The organism is Cupriavidus sp. GW822-FHT06G04 (assembly GCF_058799075.1).
This window is the reverse complement of record NZ_JBXALD010000001.1, coordinates 731,510-750,760: the sequence shown is the minus strand read 5'-3', so window position 1 is coordinate 750,760 and position 19,251 is coordinate 731,510. Positions and strand designations below refer to the sequence as shown.

General features: G+C 55.7%; 15 protein-coding genes and 1 pseudogene. 12 read left to right on the top strand and 4 right to left on the bottom strand.

The features are described from left to right. Window positions 1-21 precede the first annotated feature (21 nt). Window positions 22-2,547: a DNA topoisomerase (ATP-hydrolyzing) subunit B gene (gene gyrB / locus AC1RKI_RS03470; RefSeq protein WP_061957466.1), complete on the top strand. Its 2,526-nt coding sequence runs from the start codon at window positions 22-24 to the stop codon at window positions 2,545-2,547. 378 nt (window positions 2,548-2,925) lie between these two features. On the opposite strand, the gene AC1RKI_RS03465 is transcribed toward gyrB, so the two are convergent. The 3 genes from AC1RKI_RS03465 to AC1RKI_RS03455 form a co-directional block, all read right to left on the bottom strand. Continuing rightward, entirely contained in the window at window positions 2,926-3,573 is a 648-nt protein-coding gene (locus AC1RKI_RS03465; protein WP_492793827.1) for a hypothetical protein, read from the bottom strand. A 280-nt stretch (window positions 3,574-3,853) separates the two neighbouring features. Next, window positions 3,854-4,609 carry a hypothetical protein gene (locus AC1RKI_RS03460; RefSeq protein ID WP_492793829.1) on the bottom strand — a complete coding sequence of 252 codons (756 nt, stop codon included), beginning with the start codon at window positions 4,607-4,609 and terminating at the stop codon, window positions 3,854-3,856. Then, on the bottom strand, window positions 4,606-6,207 hold the full coding sequence (locus AC1RKI_RS03455) for an RNA-directed DNA polymerase (protein WP_492793831.1): 1,602 nt from the start codon (window positions 6,205-6,207) through the stop codon (window positions 4,606-4,608). The genes AC1RKI_RS03460 and AC1RKI_RS03455 overlap by 4 nt, the downstream gene beginning before the upstream one ends. A 235-nt stretch (window positions 6,208-6,442) precedes the next feature. On the opposite strand from AC1RKI_RS03455, the gene AC1RKI_RS03450 reads away from it, so the two are divergent. Beyond that, on the top strand, window positions 6,443-7,372 hold the full coding sequence (locus AC1RKI_RS03450; RefSeq protein ID WP_492793833.1) for an AbiU2 domain-containing protein: 930 nt from the start codon (window positions 6,443-6,445) through the stop codon (window positions 7,370-7,372). Here AC1RKI_RS03450 and AC1RKI_RS03445 read toward each other — a convergent pair. Then, complete coding sequence (locus AC1RKI_RS03445) at window positions 7,354-8,415, bottom strand: DUF4238 domain-containing protein (RefSeq protein ID WP_492793835.1); 1,062 nt, start codon at window positions 8,413-8,415, stop codon at window positions 7,354-7,356. The two genes, AC1RKI_RS03450 and AC1RKI_RS03445, sit on opposite strands and share 19 nt — an antisense overlap. A 484-nt stretch (window positions 8,416-8,899) precedes the next feature. Between AC1RKI_RS03445 and AC1RKI_RS03440 the strand changes: the two genes are divergently transcribed. The 10 genes and pseudogenes from AC1RKI_RS03440 (at window position 8,900) to AC1RKI_RS03395 (ending at window position 19,249) form a co-directional block, all read left to right on the top strand. After that, complete coding sequence (locus AC1RKI_RS03440) at window positions 8,900-9,322, top strand: helix-turn-helix domain-containing protein (RefSeq protein WP_492793837.1); 423 nt, start codon at window positions 8,900-8,902, stop codon at window positions 9,320-9,322. A gap of 363 nt (window positions 9,323-9,685) precedes the next feature. Beyond that, window positions 9,686-10,273, top strand: a complete 588-nt coding sequence (locus AC1RKI_RS03435) for a TnsA endonuclease N-terminal domain-containing protein (protein ID WP_492793839.1) — start codon at window positions 9,686-9,688, stop codon at window positions 10,271-10,273. A gap of 490 nt (window positions 10,274-10,763) precedes the next feature. After that, window positions 10,764-12,200, top strand: a complete 1,437-nt coding sequence (locus tag AC1RKI_RS03430; protein ID WP_492793841.1) for a transposase — start codon at window positions 10,764-10,766, stop codon at window positions 12,198-12,200. A 9-nt stretch (window positions 12,201-12,209) separates the two neighbouring features. Next, window positions 12,210-13,175 carry a TniB family NTP-binding protein gene (locus AC1RKI_RS03425; protein WP_492793843.1) on the top strand — a complete coding sequence of 322 codons (966 nt, stop codon included), beginning with the start codon at window positions 12,210-12,212 and terminating at the stop codon, window positions 13,173-13,175. Next, window positions 13,172-13,558 (top strand): annotated as a pseudogene (locus AC1RKI_RS03420) (TniQ family protein); the annotation flags it as partial. The gene AC1RKI_RS03425 and the pseudogene AC1RKI_RS03420, both read left to right, overlap by 4 nt. Window positions 13,559-13,684: 126 nt before the next feature. Continuing rightward, entirely contained in the window at window positions 13,685-14,554 is an 870-nt protein-coding gene (locus AC1RKI_RS03415) for a hypothetical protein (protein ID WP_492794339.1), read from the top strand. Between the two features lie 2 nt (window positions 14,555-14,556). Further along, window positions 14,557-16,374, top strand: coding sequence for a TniQ family protein (locus tag AC1RKI_RS03410; protein WP_492793845.1), 1,818 nt, complete (start codon window positions 14,557-14,559; stop codon window positions 16,372-16,374). A gap of 56 nt (window positions 16,375-16,430) precedes the next feature. Beyond that, a complete protein-coding gene (locus AC1RKI_RS03405) occupies window positions 16,431-16,682 on the top strand; it encodes a hypothetical protein (protein ID WP_492793847.1) in 252 nt (83 codons plus the stop codon). 721 nt (window positions 16,683-17,403) lie between these two features. Further along, complete coding sequence (locus AC1RKI_RS03400) at window positions 17,404-18,828, top strand: GNAT family N-acetyltransferase (protein ID WP_492793849.1); 1,425 nt, start codon at window positions 17,404-17,406, stop codon at window positions 18,826-18,828. Then, window positions 18,788-19,249, top strand: coding sequence for an ASCH domain-containing protein (locus tag AC1RKI_RS03395; protein ID WP_492793851.1), 462 nt, complete (start codon window positions 18,788-18,790; stop codon window positions 19,247-19,249). Before AC1RKI_RS03400 ends, AC1RKI_RS03395 begins: the two co-directional genes overlap by 41 nt. Window positions 19,250-19,251 lie beyond the last annotated feature (2 nt).

Below are 19,251 nucleotides of genomic sequence, written 5' to 3'. Positions count from 1 at the left end.
GAGTATCGTGAGTAGGAAAACATGACCGACCAGCAAAATCCGCAGCAAGAAAACTCTTACGGCGCCTCTTCGATCCAGATCCTGGAAGGCCTGGAAGCGGTGCGCAAGCGTCCCGGCATGTATATCGGCGATACGTCGGACGGCACCGGCCTGCATCATCTGGTGTTCGAGGTGCTGGACAACTCGATCGATGAAGCGCTGGCCGGTTATTGCACCGAAATCCTGGTCACGATCCATAGCGACAACTCGATTTCGATCGTGGACAACGGCCGCGGCATTCCGCCGGCCATCAAGTTCGACGACAAGCACGAACCCAAGCGCAGCGCGGCGGAAATCGCCATGACCGAACTGCACGCTGGCGGCAAGTTCAACCAGAACAGCTACAAGGTGTCCGGCGGCCTGCACGGCGTGGGCGTGTCCTGCGTGAATGCGCTGTCGAAATGGCTGCGCCTGACCGTGCGCCGCGACGGCCAGGTCAACCTGATCGAATTCGCCAAGGGCGAGGTGCAGAATCGCATTATCGAGACCGTGACCGGCCCGGACGGCCAGCCCGTGGAAGTGTCGCCGATGAAAATCGTCGGCGCCACCGACAAGCGCGGCACCGAGGTGCATTTCCTGGCCGACGAGGAAATCTTCACGAATGTCGAGTTCCATTACGAAGTGCTGTCCAAGCGCATTCGAGAACTGTCGTTCCTGAATAACGGCGTCCATATCCGACTGGTCGACCAGCGCACCGGCAAGGAAGAGGATTTTGCCTTTGCCGGAGGCGTGAAGGGTTTTGTCGAATACATCAATCGCGCCAAGACCACGCTGCATCCGAATATCTTCTACGCCAATGCCGAGAAAGAGGGCATTACCGTCGAAGTCGCCATGCAATGGAACGATGGCTATAACGAGCAGGTGCTCTGCTTCACCAACAACATTCCGCAGCGCGACGGCGGCACCCATTTGACCGGCCTGCGCGCAGCGATGACGCGCGTCATCAACAAGTACATCGAAGAAAACGAGATCGCCAAGCGCGCCAAGGTGGAAACCAGCGGCGATGACATGCGCGAAGGCCTGGCGTGTGTGCTCTCGGTCAAGGTGCCCGAGCCCAAGTTCAGCTCGCAGACCAAGGACAAACTCGTGTCGTCCGAAGTGCGGCTGCCAGTGGAAGAACTGGTCGGCAAGGCGCTGACCGATTTCCTGCTGGAAACGCCGGCCGACGCCAAGATCATCTGCGGCAAGATCGTCGACGCAGCGCGCGCGCGCGAGGCGGCCCGCAAGGCCCGTGAAATGACGCGACGCAAGGGCGTAATGGACGGCATGGGCTTGCCCGGCAAGCTAGCCGACTGCCAGGAAAAGGATCCGGCACAGTCCGAACTGTTCCTGGTGGAGGGCGACTCCGCAGGCGGATCGGCCAAGCAAGGCCGCGACCGGAAGTTCCAGGCCATCCTGCCGCTCAAGGGCAAGATCCTGAACGTCGAGCGCGCGCGTTTCGACAAGATGCTGTCGAGCCAGGAAGTGCTGACGCTGATCACCGCGCTGGGCACGGGCATCGGCAAGGAAGACTACAACCTCGACAAGCTGCGCTACCACCGCATCATCATCATGACCGATGCGGACGTGGACGGCTCGCACATCCGCACGCTGCTGCTGACGTTTTTCTATCGCCAGATGCCGGACATCATCGAGCGCGGCTACGTCTATATCGCGCAGCCGCCGCTCTACAAGATCAAGCACGGCAAGGAAGAGCGCTATATCAAGGACGATACCGAGCTGAACGCCTACATGCTGAAGCTGGCGATGGAAAAGGCCAGCCTCGTGCGTCCGGACGGCAGCGAGATCAACGGCGATGCGCTGACCGAACTGGCCCGTCAGTACCAACTGGCCGAGGGCGTGATCGGCCGCCTGTCGCGTATCGTCGATACCGATGCGCTGCGCGCCATCGCCGACGGCGTGGCGCTCGACCTCGACAGCGCGGCCGCGGCGGAAGCATCGGCCGTGGCGCTGAAGGCCAAGCTGGCCGAGATGCATGGCAAGACGCTGCTCGGCGCCGCAGTGAACGACGACGGCACGGCCGACGTCTACGCGCAATTCGACGAGAAGACCGACAAGCACCGCCTGATGATCGCGCGCCGCCACCACGGCAACGTGCGGCTGTCGCACCTGGACGCCGATTTCGTCCACGGCGCCGACTACGCGGCACTGGCGCGCGCCGCCACCACGTTCCAGGGCCTGATCCCCGACGGCACGAAGGTCAAGCGCGGCGAAGGCGAGAAAATGCGCGAGCAAACCGTGGCCGATTTCCACCAAGCCATGCAATGGCTGCTGAGCGAAGCCGAACGCGGCGTATCGCGCCAGCGCTACAAGGGTCTTGGCGAAATGAACCCCGAGCAATTGTTCGAAACCACGCTCGACGTCACGCAACGCCGCCTGCTCCGTGTACAAATCGAAGACGCCATCGCCGCCGACCAGATCTTCACCACCCTGATGGGCGACGAAGTAGAACCGCGCCGCAACTTCATCGAATCGAATGCGCTGGTGGCTCGGAATATTGATGTTTGAGGGTGTCGGATGACACAGAAAGTGAAAACTGTGCCAAGTTACTGAAAATTTTGTGACGTAGTAAATGAAAAAACCGCCTTCGGGCGGTTTTTTCATAAGCAGGCGCTGTCGAGCGGCTGCTGGAGAATTCTGACGCGAGTAGCGACCGTCATCTTAGAAATGGCGAGACGCGTTGTCGGGGCTGTTGCAGCGTTCTCCCGGTCAGAAAGGGCCCATACGGCTGGTCGAATGATGAGCACCAAGGCTGGCTAACGAAGCTCGCGCCGAAGCACTCCGAAGGGCTCCGCACTACCTGAGCGATCCGCTCAGCCCCCTGAGCAGTCACTCAATCAGCCTTCTACCGACGGCGGATTGGGTTTCTCGATTTTCTATCGATCTTCATTGCTCTGTACGAGCTTTGAATTTCAAACTCACTTTTTTGAGCCAGTTTCTATTTCGATACTTGTTGATTGCGAACAGGCTAGGGTAGACGACTAATATCGTGCACAAAGTTGCACCGACGTTCCCGGAAATTAACCATTTTAACAAGCCAATGGTTCCTAGCATTAGGAATATATCTGTGCATATGTACCAAGGGGTTCCATATCCACCCCCCAAAATTTTTGCTAGACCGAGACGAATGATGCCAGGCCAGTTATAAGATGAACCCAGTGATAAATTCATGAATTTCTTCGCGTACGTTAGATCAGTTCCTGGCGGTGGGGGCAATATGGAAATATATGAGATTCCATCGAAATACTCGGAAAACTCTCGTCTCTGGACGCCAGAGGTAATTGTGTCATGCAGCACTCCATCACCATAAAAATTGGCAACATGGCTAGCGACCCCATTACCCGAGTACATTATTGCCCAGCTCGCAATTGAGCCTGATGTGCTTACGAATGCAATGTGACCAAGTGGAACTTTTTTATATTCTTTAAAATTACTTTCGATAGCGAGAAAATAACCACTATCTTCCATTGCCTGCGGTGAATATTTATCTCGTCGATTTCGGTAGTTCCAGTAATCAATCGCGGCGTATAACATGCTGTGGTTAACCTGTGTCTAACTGAATTTAGACGATATGCGAAAGGGCGTGTCTAGTCTGCCCACTACTGTACAACTTGCAGAGTCATAGAAAAACTCTCTGTTGTAGTAAAAAAAATTTTGTTAATAAGTAGGTAATAAGTAAAAAAAGTCCAATTTCAGAATGACTGCTTTTTGCCGACCTCGGCTCTCGGCCTACCTGGGCAGGGGATTACCGGCGCCAGAGACGGCTACCGACCCTCTGCCGTCGTTTGGGGCAGTTCACTGCGTCCAGATAAGCTCAAAAGTTGCGATCAACTACGAGATCAGTTGCTTGCACGAAGCTAACAAGTTCATTCAGGACGTCAATGCGCGGCTTCCCACCTGACATTCGCAGCAGCAATGCGTTCGCTTCCGCTCGATGCAGCGTTCCACGACGAGGATTGAAAACGCCGATGTGCGACCAGCGCGTAGTTCCCGCAGCACTATCCAGCGCGAGGTAGGTAATCAGTTGCCGGAGATCCTTGCTGGAGACATTTCGCGTAGTCGTTTTGATCTCAATTAGCGTATCTCCAATACTCAGATCCCCCTCGGCCGCATTCAAGAAACCTGAGCCTTGAAACTGAGGGCAGAACGTGCACGCAGCACCTGGGAATGCACCATATAGCCCGGCATAGTTCCTCACCAAAGCCAGGCCCTCTTCGATTTCCGTCGGTGATAAGGGGTGAAACACGACTGGTCGGGAGCCTTCGTACCGCTGAACAACATCGAACGCCTTACGACTTACCTCTGACAACACCTCCGGATCATCTACAAGGACTTGAGGCTCCAGTTTGCGCTCATTCACTAACTGCGCCCCCCAAAAAGCGAACTCCGCCACCATATCGGGCCGGATTCCTTGTGCCATGGGAACGCTGGCAAGCACATGTCCGCTTTCACTCATCAGCACTTTTTCGTATGCATGGTTAAAGAGACTGACGAAGCGGGGCGTAAGCAGCGGCATCAATTCCTTCCAGAAGGATGCGAAGGACTTGGAGAAGGCGCGTTCCGAGATCATACGGGTACGCTCTTGTTTGCCTGAAACCGTGCTGAGTACCAATTGCGAAGCAAGAGTTCTGCATCGGACCAATTGCTCTTAACATGATCACGCCAGTGCCTACCCTCGTCCCCAAGTTGGTACGACGCAATGATGAATGCTCGCCGCTCAAAGATCGACATCGCACCGTACTTTGTCTTGGCATCCGAAAGCCAATAGTGACAAGACCACCTAGCCATCACCAACATGACGAGCCGGCGGATCATCGGATTCGCACTGCCATCGAAGATGCGAATCATAATTTCCTCCTTCTGCTGGGTCTGATCGCCGGCCAGTGTCCTGATGTAGTAGGATAAGTTGACCTCTACAGACAGGAGGGGTGATTGCTCTGTCCACAGTGCGCAGAGCGCATTGTCAATCTGAGCCCGCGAGTCCGATATAGACCCATCGTAGACGTCTCTCACGACACGCATCACTGTGGTAAAGACAGGGGCGAGTGTCATGATGTTGTCAGGATCTAGCAGCATCTCAACAGCTTGAAGTTGCTGTTGCGGCTCCAAGACTTTAATAGCCTGCACAGCCTGTCTTGCGACTGCAGAATCGACCGTCGTTTTCGCTAGTTCTCGGCCCAAGATGCCGATAATGTCGATTTCCTGAATAGCCCCTTTGAGGTCGTCATACTCTTGCTCCGCATTCGGCGAGTATGGGTCGAAGCGCACAGAGATGCTCAGTAGCTTCTGTTCCTCGGTTGCTAGGGCGTTTGCCGCCTCGGCGGGATCAAGAAGTTGCGCAGTCTCGCGAAACTCTTGTGCGGTCAGGATTCGCGTTTTCTTCTTTTGAAGAACCAATCCTTCGTTGGAGAGCTTTTCCGATAGGAATACGAGTGTGCGATACGCCTCCGCCTTGTCGGTACAGAAGATGGCGTAATCGTCGGCATAGCGACAGAAGCGCACGCCACGGCGATCCAGCAGCTTGTCAACTCCGTCGAGTGCAAGTTCCGCAAGGATTCGCGAAGCAGGCCCACCGACCGGGAGTCCATAGGAAACGTTCTGAGAAAAATGCCCGAGCAAATCCATCAGTCGCTTTGGCTGGTCACCTACTCCTGGAACACGTTTGAGGGCGTTCTCGATTCGATGGTGGTAGATCCGTGGGTAGAAGTCGGAAATATCAGTCTGTACGACCACGGGATAAGATTCGCTCAACGTCAAGCACTGTCGCCGAAAGTTAGTCCAAGTACTGTCCTTGAAGACCTTGGCATTAGCATCCTGCCACTCGAAGCGATACGAGAACACAGACCCTGCGTTTTCGGGAACGCGGACAGATTCAATTTTGTCTGCAATCGATAGAACTAGCGATAGATAGTAGGCGTTCCAAAATGGATCGATGAGCGTCGCCCATCGGAATCCGGTGTACCCGACCTGCGTGAGACTTCTCATGGTTTGCGGCGGGTACGTAGACAGCCATCGATCCGGCTGATCGTAAATCGATCGAACTATTTTGCTTGCATCTCCCAACTGATCATCGAACAAGAGGTTCTCGAACGGAAAAGGGAAGATGTCGGTATCGCCATGTTTGGCCACGTTGCGTAGTGCGGCCGTGATAGAAGCATCGACATCCATCTTTTACTCCGAGGTTCTCTTGTGTATCGGTGGATTTTGCCGTGTGGCTGGCGGTTTACACAAGCGGTCGGAAGTGGGGCGTGTGAGAGTCGCGCGATGCTTGACTGGAGATTGTGGGGATGGCGAGATGCATGTTGTCGCCCTGACGAGATCGAGGCGTCGCGTGATAGATTCCCGAACCTTGTATATCTCGTTGCATGCCCCAATGACGAATGACCGCAAGGCGCAGGCCCGAATGAAACTCTACGACGAGCTCCGGTCTGCGTGCCTCGAGCAACTGTCCGGCAAGCAGGCCAGCTCCGTCGCATCCCAGCTAAGAAGCCTTTTTCTCGCTGACGCCGTCTTCCGGATGTTGAACGAGGCAAGGCGTATTGAGGAGGGGAGGGCTATCAGTGGCGTAGCGTGGCGCCTGACGGCCGCAGGTCATGCAGTGTTGCTCGCTACCGGAATCAGGAGGCTAGTCGATAAAGACAAGCGCGCGGGTTCACTGGCCGGGATCATTGCGCGTTTGCGCGGCGGCCAAGAGCTTCTAACGCGGCGGCACTATGTCGAAGTTGGCGGCGATCCGTATGACTACGAAGGGGAGAAGGTGAAGTACTTCCGCGATGTCATTGAGGCCAGCGTTGATGATACGGACGCGGTTCACCGCGGCCACATCGATTGGGTTCACTCGCAATACAAGCATAAGCGATTCGACCAACTAAGCGACGGCGAAGGGCGTGATCCGGAGCAGTTAATCGGTCTGTCGGTGCTGGACAAGCTGTCTGCGGCGCTAACCTCCGATGCGATCCGTCGCGTGACGACGTACACGGATAAAGTAATTGCGCACGCTGAGCATCTCACCGACGCCATTGAGCTACCTTCCTACAACGACGTCGACGAGTCGCTGAGAACGCTCTGCCAAGTTAGCAACTTCATCTCGACCGCGATCTTCTACGACAGCGATCGCTCTCAAGTAGTCCCAACGCCGCAGTACGACGTAACGCAGCACTTGGATGCGCCGCTCGCCCTCAGCAAGACGTTGCCTGACCTGCAACAGTTCTGGGCGGACTACTCCCGAGAGCGCGATGGGTGGAGCAGTGCGGAGAGTGGATACGATCAACAGTTCCTAGTGTTGCAGCCAAACGCGGACGACGAGCCGAAGGCTCACGCGGGGTCGTTCTGATCGATTTTCACCGGTGGTGATCGGTGGGGCAGAACACGTTGGACGAATGCAATGGCGCCGTCTTCCGTTGGGAACCGGCCGACGACATGCTTCGGCGCGCGCTTCGTTCTCGCGATCTGAAGCCGCTCCACCAAGCACCGCAGGCCGTCGTCATCGCCGCTGATAATGTACCGATGCGCGTTGAGCGCGAGCACCTCGTTCATGTGGTCCACGCGCCGTGCGTCCGCAGTGCCGATGCCTTGCCGCCCTCTGTTGCTGCTTAGCAAGATCAGGCATGTCGCAGTGAGGGGGAAAAGGATCATGGCCTCGTCTGAGCCGAAGCCAACGCGGTCCTCACCGAAGCGGGATTCCAACACCACAGGCGAATCGGAGGTCATGAACCGCGACCGAGGGTCGGTTGGTCTGATAATCTGCAGATCTCTGTGTATCAGTGAGTCTACGACCGTCTTCCACAGGCGGAGGTTGTCCATCAGCGCAGATTGTGGGTCCACCTCGATGTCGTATTGGCCGCCGCGAACGAACTTCACGATCCCCTCTGCCTCCGCTACCAGCTCTTCATGCGTCCGGCGCTCCCCCTTGTCACGATACATAGCGGCGAGAAGCTTCATGGTACGTTCCACGGATTCCGTTGCGACTTGTGCCACAACATCGACGAAGCCCGCTTTTACTCGCTTGGCCTCGGTCATTGCGCCAGGTGTTCGTAACTCCGCGAAAGCGATGAAGCTGATCAAGAACTCGACATCGGTGGCGGTGTAGCCCTTTGCGGCTTCGAATCGAGGAATCGCGTCTGCCAGCCCGGCTTCGACCTGGGAGAGCATCTCTTCAATCTCGTACCGTCGCTGCCCTTGGTCATCTTCGAAAATGTAGATGTGCGTCTCTAGGCCAGTGTTCTCCACCGTCTGACGCCTGGTTTCGCCGGTATGACGATCAAACACGGCCACGCCTCCTTCTGTAGCGAAGCCCTTCTGATACATGCGTGGGAGGTAGTGCGGTCTCTTAGGCCCCTGCAATTTCGGTGTGCGGTCCAAATCTGTCTCCCGCATGCTGCACGACACATCAAATCGAGATTACTTGCATGCTCGATGGCTGCAGATGCGCATTCTAATCCTTTCAGGCCGCTCACCAGCGCCCCTTCTGCCGCCTCTAGCGCCGGCATGCCAAGCGGCTGCTCAGTCGCATGCGATTGGTGCGTGAGCAGACAATGTGGACCGATCGCTGCCCTCACTCTTCCTCACTTTGGTCGACCACGGCCGCAAGCGGGTCGTAGGGTGGTTTGGATACCGTTAGCACGCGACCAGTTGGTTCGTCTGAAGGAAATATGTGACTGGCCATACCTAAAATTTAAATTGTTGGAGCTGAGAATTAAGCTCATGACGGATATGTCGCCGCCTGAATAAAAACTAAATGGCCTCTTTTGATTGACTAAAAATATGTTTTTAGTCAACGACTTAGGTTCGATATTTGCCTTGACTCGACACTAAATGCTACCTACGCTGGCTTTAGTTCCAATTGCAGGCGTAGGTAGCAATGAGCCCGTTTTCCCATTATCTCTACGAATTGCGCATGCGCCGCGAAATCCGACAGTCGGAACTGGCGGATTTGCTCGGGTATGAGCAAAGCTACATCTCGGCATTAGAGATTGGTGTCAAAGGCCCACCAACGCCAGAGTTCATAGAGAGATTGATCGCCGCACTCCGGATGAGCGAAGGAGAGCAGCAAGAGCTTCGGAGCATTGCCGAAGCGTCTCAGCGAAAGCTCGCGTTGAACGGAGATTGCTCCCCGGATGTCTACTGGATGCTGAAGGAGCTACGTGACCAGGTGAACGAACTACATCCGCTACAAATAAAGATGATTCGAGACGCTTTGGACCTAAGAGGGGTCTTTGCAGAGCCTGCCCCAAAGCTGAATCGCCGCATCAAACGCCGTAGCAAGGTGGAGGTGAACATGTAAAAAGAAACGGGACAAACCTCTCGGCTTGCCCCGCTGGCGCAGGCATCTGGCGATACCCACGGTTGGCCCCTTCAGTATCGTCATCCTTCCCCCCCAGCGTCAAGCCTCCCACTCAGCGCCTAAATGTAATCCGAGCGTACAGGACACATACGCGTTGTTCGTACGTCCGTAGATAGGCGTATCAGGTGACGAATGCTAGGTCCGGAGCGACCCGGCAGGGAGACGCTCATGTCGGCAACACCCTGGAGAGGCTTGTGGTACGGGCAAAGGCCCGCTGGCGAGCCTCATGTAAGAGCGAGAAGAATTGTCAGGTCTACTGGCGGCATAGTTCGCGGCAAGTTTCCGAGCCGCAAGAACGGCCGAATGGTCCATCACGAAGGACTATTAGAGCTCGATGCGATCTATCTGTTTGAAGCTTCGCCGCAGATTTCCACGTATCGGGAGCAGCCGCTCACAATACGCTATCCGGATGGACCGCGATTGCGACGCTATACGCCAGACTTCGAACTGACGCTAAGCAATGGGGACTGCGTACTCGTCGAAGTCAAACCACTGATCGGACTGGCTGATAAGGCGGTGCGACACAAGCTCGATCGCGTGCGAATGCATCTTCAGCGATCGGACCAGTGCTTCCTGATACTCGACGACAGTACATTGCGGATGGAGCCCCGTCAGGCAAATCTGCGCCAAATCTATCATTGCGCGCCCCGTATTCGCCAACCAATTTCTGCATACAAAGCCGCACTAGATCGGCACGCGTTCAGGTTTCCGTTGCCGATCTCTTCGGCCACCACTTTGTTTCTTGATCGCGGCGTGGAGCCTTACAGCATGCTACTCGCCGGCCTACTGCGCTGCGATCTAGACCAACCGATTCTCCCTGAAACTCCACTCCATATAACAAAGGAGGGAGATGATGCCTGGTTTCGTATTGCTCCGCGGCACGACTTTTAGTTGGGACAGCACGGTTTTCCGAATCGATCGCCTTCAACCCAACGGCGATTTGCTACTCGAACGGCTTGAGGATGGGCAATTCATGTCGATAACACGCCAACGCCTACTATCCGACTATGCCGAAGGACGGGTGTCGGTACGGACGCAGGCCGCGAGCATATCGAGCGCGAACGCACCGCCCATCTACTCGCGCGCGCTAGACGAACTGCCAGCGCACGTTCAAACCGAACTGGCGCGACGTTGGCACTACGTACAGTCGTTGTTAGAGAGTGACGGCGTTGCGTTCACTCCGCAAGCTATGAAGCCATTCATTGCAGCTGTGGCAGATCGGATCGGAGATGCCACCCCCCCAAGCGTTACATCGCTGTATCGGTGGTACTCACGTTACAGGTGTCATCAGGACCGGCGCGTATTGATACCTCGGTCCGATCGTCGCGGTAGCCGTAACCTTCGGCAAGATTCAGAAATCCTCAAGCTTGCTGCCGAAGCGATGCAGGAAGCAATCAACGCATCGCCTCGAGCGACGGTCCCGACAATCTATGCCTATCTTATCAAGAAGATCGAGCAGGAGAATCGCACGAGGCTTCCTGCAGAACAGCTCAAACGCCCGGTGCTGCGTACCGTGTATCGAATGCTGGCGCGTGCCGACGTGTACGACCACGTCGCATTGCGAGAAGGCAAGAACGTGGCGGATCGAAAGCTGCGCCTAAACAAGGCCGGAGTGCAATGCAATCGCATCCTGGAGAGAGTGGAGATCGACCACACGCCTCTCGACCTGTTCCTCATTGATGAAAGGACGTGGCTACCACTGGGCCGTCCAACCCTTACCGTCGTTGTCGATCATTTCAGTCGCATGCTACTCGGCTACCACGTGAGCTTTGATAGCCCATCCGCCGCCGCAGTGATGGCTGCACTTCGCCATGCGATCCTCCCAAAGACCGCTGCTGTACCTGCACTAGCGAATATCACAATTACAAAAGAATGGCCATGCTACGGGCGCCCCGACGTCTTGGTGGTCGACAACGGGCTCGAGTTCCATGGGCGTGATCTGGAGAGCGTTTGCTTTGATCTCGACATCCGCATTCAGTACTGCCCCAAACATCAGCCGCGATTTAAGGGGGTAGTCGAGCGGTATCTTAAGACGATCAACTATTTCCTTGCTCATCAGCTCCCCGGTACGAGCTTCGCACGCATGCATCATCGCGGCGACTACGATCCGCTGAAGCATGCAGTTTTGACGGTGGCCGAATTCAAGCACATCTTCGAGAAGTGGGTGATCGACATTTACGCGCAGCAAAGGCATCGAGCGCTTGGTGTTACGCCGTGGCATAAATGGGAAGAAGGATTGCGACACCGGACGCCGGGTCTGCCTGCCGACTTCCAGGATCTTCAGCGACGCATAGGTTTGACCGAGGAGCGGTCACTACGCCGTGACGGGATATGGCTCCACGGCATCCGCTACTGCGACGATGAGCTACAGACCATACTGACCCGATACGGAGAGGGCGTCCGCGTCCGGGTTCTCTTCGACCCTGAAGACCTCGGCGTCATTCAAGTCTGGGGCCCACACCAGGAGTCGCCGATATCAGTGCTTGCCGCAGATCAGAACTACGCGAGAAACTTGACCTCACGTCAGAATGATCTAATTAGGGCGCAATTGCGCGAACAAGGTGAGGCAACCGAAAACAAAGGCGCGCTGGAGCGGGCCAAATATGAGTTGGTCGCAGCAGTCCAGAAACTAATGCAGAGTCGGAAGCAAGGGCATCGAAGAAAGGCTGCAGCGATTCGAGGAATCAGCAGCTCGAATCCGCAATCTGACCTCCAGCTAGTTCCGGCAAGGCCGGTGGCTCCAGCGAGGTCAAGCGTTACAGCATCCGACGATGATCTACCTACAGCGCGCTATGCTTCGTTTAGCGTGAAGCGGTGAGGTACGGCGATGCAATCAATACACTCGGTCCTCGAACGCTTCAACGACGACCTTCTCCAGTTCCCTGCTTATGTGGCGGCGTTCAACGACATAGAGAGTCTTCTGCGTCTGTATCGGGAAGCCGGCATCGCCCAACATCTCCTCGTACTGGGCGAGAGTGGCACTGGGAAAACTACGCTGTGCCAAGACTTCGCGACTCGCTATCCTCGCGTCGCCGTGGCCGAAAGAGACGTGGTTCCCGTGCTGCATGTCTCGATCCCTCCCGTGGCCACCATTGCAGCAGTCACCGAAGCGATGCTAGCGCGCCTCGGAGACCCATCACCCACTAGAGGAACCGTCTCGGCGAAGACAGCTCGCGCGGTCAAGCTGGCACGTGCTGTATCGGTGGAACTCCTCCTGATCGATGAGGCACAACATATTCGGGACCGTGGCCAGATGCCAACTCAGTACCTCGTCGGAGACTGGCTGAAGACTGTCATGGACGAAGTCGGCGTTCCGACCGTATTACTCGGCCTTCCGCGGGTAGCGAGCTTGCTCCAAGTAAACGAGCAAGTGCGACGGCGATTCTCCCGGCGCAGGTATCTACAGATGGGGCAACAGGGTGAAACAAGTGTCGAAGCTGAGTGTCTGCAACTCTTTCTATCACTTGGTGACAATTTTCCGATTCCGGTGTCATGTGGATCGATGGGGTGGAGTGAGATGGCGCAACGCATATATTTCGCGTGCGACGGGCGGGTTGCCTACATCAAGAAGCTGCTCGCTGGCGGCATTCGCTTAGCCCTTGAGCAAGAGCTACCAAATGTCGGGCCTGAAACTCTGGAGATAGCCTTCACGCAGGACGTTTGGTGGGAAGGTGTGGATCAGCTCAATCCATTCAACGAGCGGTTTCAGTTCCGACGACTGAATCGGGCAAACGAGCCATTTGAGCAAGTCCTGACTGTGCCGTACCGAGACCGAGTTCGAGTACGAAAGTGATACTCCTTGATAGCTTTCCGATCCGACCGTCTCATCAGTATGGGGAAAGTCTTGCTGGCTACGTCTATCGAGCCCATTCGCTCAATGGACATGCGATCCCCGCAGATACATCCACACTGATTGGCAATATATACGGCCAAGGGATCGCGGCACTTGACCCATGCACATGGGAGAAGATCGAGGCTTTGCTTGGTCGTCGTGCCCGCGTCAGCGCGTGCGATTGGTCAGCAGCGTGGAGAGGACTGTGGCGAACACACATTTCCAGCATTCGTGTGACGCGCTTGAGATGGCCGCAGCTTGTCCTTTGTCCAAAGTGTGTCGCGGAGAAAGGGATTCACTTCGCCCTGTGGGAAATGCCTCTGATAAGAGCATGCCCCTTCCACCGTTGTAGGCTGGTCAATAGTTGTCGCCGGTGCGGTAGCAAATATGAATGGCCCTATTTGCACCCCGATTGGCATTGTCACTGCGGAGCGGTAGTCACCGACGGCCCGCTTGAGCCTGCGGGAGTCATGGAATATAAACAAGCTTCCACGATTTACCTTGCATCGGACCTGCCCTTACCGCAATCTCGCGACGAAAGCGTTAAGCAACCGGACGGCTGGCCATCGCTTCCCTATGCGACCGTAATAGAGTCGCTATATGTATTGCACGAGCTTCGGCGCTTGATTGTCGATTCACTTATGCGAAATATGCCACCGTCACTTTCCCACAGCGACAGGCGGACATCCAAGGCTCGCCCTGAACCGCATCGGTGGGAATACGATCTCTTGAGCAAGTGGCCACGAAATCTTGAAGATGGCCTCATTCGTCTCGTCCGCTGGGCTTGCAGGAACGATGGCCGTACCCTAATCCTCATAGAGGATAATTCCGCAATTTGGCACGGAATCCAACATGCGCGAGCCGCGGCCTCTACATCGCTTGCTGACAGCACGATAGAGCAAGTCGTCCTCCGCTTGATTGACTCGGCAAGGGTGCCATTTCCAGCGCATACTCTTGTAATTTTCAATCCCAAGTTGGGCGATGCCCAGAAGACGGGAAAAATCAAAGCTTTGCTCTTATGGTGGCAGGCCCTCAGCCGAGGGTATGTCGCTAGCGATCCCGCTGCTGTTTCCGAAATGACGGGGTACGTAACCGCCTACCCGGATGGTCGAGAAGCAAGGGCAATTGATCTGTTGAATGAGCTTTTCAGGATTGCCGCTGAAGGCATTGAACCTCAAAGATGTCATTCAATTTTTCACGCATGGATTGCATCATGTCCCGAGTTTGAACACACCGATCCGGATGCGTTCCTGCGTCAGCTTTGGTCCACGCTCGTGAAGACACCAAGCACTGTGCTGGACCGCATGATCGCTGCGGCAACTCAGATACATGGTGACTGACTGTGAGGACATCAACAGGGCGCTTCCTGGTTCGGCCGCGGCCATATGCCGGTGAGCTTGCCTTCGGCTACCTCGTAAGAGCCGCATCGGCCAACGGATACGAGAATCCGCGGGAGCTTTGCCGAGTGATTCGAGCAAATAGAGTCTCCTTCCGCGCTTCTCTCAGCATGCAATCGTCGGAGCTTGCTTGTCTTCGAGGACCACTTCCTCGTTACTGCGACGCGGTATCAGGCACCTCTTACGGGTTGCGCCGTGATGACTTCAACCACTACTTCATGCGCTGGTGCCCGAAGTGCTTGTCGGAGGGAGATTACTTGCGAGGTGAATGGGGAATAAAGCTCTGTTGTGTATGTGTCCCACACGGGGTCAATTTGATGGATCGCTGCCCTCAATGTGCCTCGAGTCAACCATTGGAGCGATGCTCAATATCGACATGCAGCTGCGGATACAGGCTAGAGCGCGCTTCACCTGAGCCAGCAGACGGGGCCATAGTAGATTTGCACCAAATTCTGACGCAAGCCCTGTGGTGTGGAAGTGGTGAGCCCGGCGGCATCACGCCGACAAATTGGGTGCGGATGGTCAAATACTTGGGATCATTCGACGCTGACCCGTTCGCTACTCGCCCCGGTCAGCAGAAGCGTCTACACGAACTGCGTGTTTCCGTTGAGCTTGCCAAGGGAACATCCAGCATCCTCGAGAAATGGCCGACAAACTTTAAGCATTTGCTGGCCCGCATTAGAGCTGCGCGACCTCTTGCAACCCACATAGGGGATGCGTTTGGACCGTTCTATCGCGTCCTATATCGAGATCTGAATGACGGCTCGCTTGACTTCCTGCGGCAAGAGTTCGAGACATACTTACAGGAAAACTGGTTTGGACTCCTGGGACGCCGCAATCGCAGACTTCAACCAAAGACGATTGCAGTGCATCCGAATAGACCACCGGAGGAGATCGCAAAGGCTGCGTGTGCGAGCAAGGCGGCCGTGCGCCGTTTGGCGACTCTGGGCTTGATTCGCGGACATGCGGTAGCGCATGCCTCCGGACGAACGACAATTGCTGTGCATCGCGACGATGCGAAGGGCGTGAGTGCTTTCAAAGCCGATAGCCTCTCTTTACGCGAGACTGCCCACTTGCTGGGGCTAAGGCGAGAGAGGGTGCGCGAGCTTATCGACGCAGGACTACTGCGCGCGTGGATAGATCCGCGCCGAACAAGCGCATCGGTATGGTGGTTGTCCAAGCAAGACGCATACAAGTTGTTGTCCATCACAGGGTTGACGATGGTCAACGGCGTGTCCAGGGCGAATATGGCTTTGGCGACCATACTCCAAACATGGCGCTTGCGTAGCGGAGAGTTCCCAGCGCTGGTACGTGCGCTTCTTGTGGGCGACGTGACGATTGCCAGCACCACAACCGTTGGCCGGGGGATGGGGCGGGCGGGCATATCAACGGAATCCCTTCGCTCTTGGTTAGATGCGCATCGAGCTCAGACCAGCTCTTGGATGTCCGTGGACACGGCAGCGAAGTGTTTGGGGGTCAAGCAGCAGGTTGCGTATCAACTGGTCTACCGCGGGCTACTACTTGCAGAGGAGGATAATGGAATCCGGCGCGTAAGCGGTGATGCTTTAAAGGCATTTGGTCAGCGATACATATCTCTATCAGAGCTTGCTACTGCTCAGGGGATGGCACCCCGCAAACTACTTGCTATCCTGTCGGCTCGGCCTGTATGTGGACCTACGGTTGACGGCACCCGACAGTATTTCTATCGGCGAGACGAGGTCGCAAAAAACCTGGTTGAAAGCCATCGCAAGGTAGGGCGATAGCCTCTCACTAAAGCAGCTATCATTCACGCGTGAACCAAACCTGGAGGCAGGCAGCAATGTTCGACTGGAACGGCACTCAGCTGGAAAAAATGTCTCCTGAAGAGGAGCGGCAGTTCTGGCGACGCTTCGAGGCCTGCCTCCGTCGGGATGACGGAGAGGTGGCCAGGGCGCATCTTAGGGCTGGTAATCCCATTTACTATAGTGACGAGAAATTTCAGGGCTATGTGGTGCGCGAATGGCCGGACGGACGCCGGGAGTTGATTACCGTAAGCGTTGCTGAGGGGATGAAAGTCGTCCGTCAATTGTAGATCGGTCAATAAACGGTCGAGGTACGAGAGACAAGGTCTGGGAACAAGATGGAACCCTCGTCCAATGCGACCGGCCTCTGATTTCTCTCAACTGAAAGCCGTTTCCGATCAAGGGCCGTCACCAGCAAAGGCGGTGGAAAGTGTGCTCGCCGTGTGACTCTACGTCTTTGGTATCTAAAGGGAGTACGCACAAGCGGCCGCGACCACTATCCATACCAAGAGAAAGAACCAGATTGTCGACCACTCCCAGCGTGCTTTGACGAACGAAGCAGCCCATCCGACCCTCACCGGATTTTATTCGGTCGCGCCCCAACTCAGGCGCCAATCGATGCCGGGTCGCAGTATGGCTTCTGCTGGGTAGTCGTCGCGCTTATTTGCCTTGTCATTCTTACCGCCACCCCCCTTTTTTGGGAAGGGTAATTGGCTGGTTATTTTGCTAAGATGGGCGACACAACGCCCATTGATAGGCCTTTTCAATTGAAGACGCGGCACCCGCTTGCATCCGTAGGGCTCATGTCGGACTGGTTTGCCGTCCGGGGGAGCGTGCTCGGCTTTCAATCGCGAGGATTTGTTCCGCCTCCGGGGCAACCTATCAGAGAAAGGGGGGCCATTGGGCCGATTCCAGGGTGAGCAGAAGCGGAGGGGGATAACCATCGTGCCGCAGCGCCTACGGTTCTTGCTGGACACGAATGTCCTGATACCCCTTCAGGACTCTTACCAAGTGCTTGAAGGCAACTTGGCGAACTTCGTCCGTCTGGCCAGCATTGGTGGCCATCAGTTGATGTACCACCCTGCGAATGTCGCCGACTTCGAGCGAGATCCCAATGAAGAACGGCGACAGCGGAACCTACAGCGAATTCGACAATACCCTGCGCTGCGGGAGCCTGCATCATGTGTGTGGAACACGCTCGAAACTACCCCAAACGATGCCTGTGACAATGAGCTTCTATACGCGCTGCATTGTGACGCTGTCCACGCCCTAATTACTGAGGATCGGGGCATCCACACGAAGGCTCGTGCTCGCGGCCTCGCAAATCGTGTTTACACAATTCAGACTGCGGAAGACTGGCTAAAGCGTCTTCACGAGACTCGGCAGATTCTTCTGCCCAACATTCAGGATGCCCCACTTCACAGTCTCACTCCGGAACTTTCAACGTCGTTCTTTGAAAGTCTTCGTAACGGATATCCAGCAACCCAAGGACACGCGGGCTTTGACGAATGGTTTCGCCGCAAAGCGCGAGAAGACCGACGAGCGTGGGTCTACCGAGACGACACCGGTACGTTAGCTGCAATATGCATCTACCAGGTTCAAACTGACGAAGTCTTGAACGATGCCGGCGATATCTTGAATGGCCCTGCGCTAAAGCTCTGCACCTTCAAGGTTGGCGAGTCAGTGCGAGGGCGAAAGATCGGCGAGCTGTTCCTAAAAGCTGCCTTCCGGTACGCAACGGAAAACGCGTGCGAACATATCTTTATCACCGCAAGGCCTGAGAGCCAAGACTACCTCATTCGCGTCCTGATGGACTTCGGATTCGAGGGGCGGGGTGTCTATCGTGGAGATATGGTACTGGTCAAGTCGCACCCGGTGGAACGGCCGCCGGTGGATGACGTGCCAGCGGCCGAGTACATCCGTCGATATTTTCCGCATTATCGAACCGATGCGGCAGTGCAGAAATTCCTAGTGCCGATTCAACCGCACTTTCATGAGGTTCTGTTCCCCGACTACTTACCACTTCAACCCAGGTTGTTTGTGCCAACAGGTAACATTGGTAATGCCATCAAGCTCGCATACCTATGTCACGCCCAGACAAATTCGATCGTCCCCGGGGATGTACTGCTCTTCTATCGAACGGATGACGAGAAGGCAGTAACGTCTCTGGGTGTGGTCGAGCAATTTGAGGTATCCAGCGATGGTGCGCAGATCGCCAGCCTGGTCAGTCGCCGTACTGTTTATAGCATTGGCGAGATTGACGATTTGGCCCAGAAGCCAACCAAGGTGATCCTCTTTCGACTAGTTGGTCACTTGCCAGCGATAGTTCCGTATGGCCGGCTCCTGCTGGATGGGGTCGTGACGGGACCCATTCAATCTATTCGTAAGGTTTCCGATGTCGCTTTTTCAAGAGTCCTCTCCGCGTCCGGGCGGTAGAGCTGTCTTGCTTTCTATCAAGCCGAAGTATGCGGACCTCATACTTTCCGGGACCAAGCGCGTTGAGTTTCGCCGTTCTTGGGCTGTGGAGGATGTGAGCATGATCGTCCTCTATGCGAGTGCACCGGTCCAGAAGATCGTCGGATTTGTTGAGGTGGAAGATGTCGTCATTGCTCCTCCTTCGAGGCTCTGGAAGACGTGCGCCGAAATGGGCGGAGGGCTGACGCGGCAGGAGCTTCGAGCGTACTTTGACGGAAAGTCCCAAGGCGTCGCGGTCTTGCTAGGACGAGTTGTTAGCGCAGTAAAGCACCTAAACCCCACTGACGTGATCAGCAATTTTGTGCCTCCCCAATCCTTCAGATACCTGAATGCGAAGGAGTTCATGAAGTTGGAGAATAAGGTTACTGGACAGAAGGGGTAGAG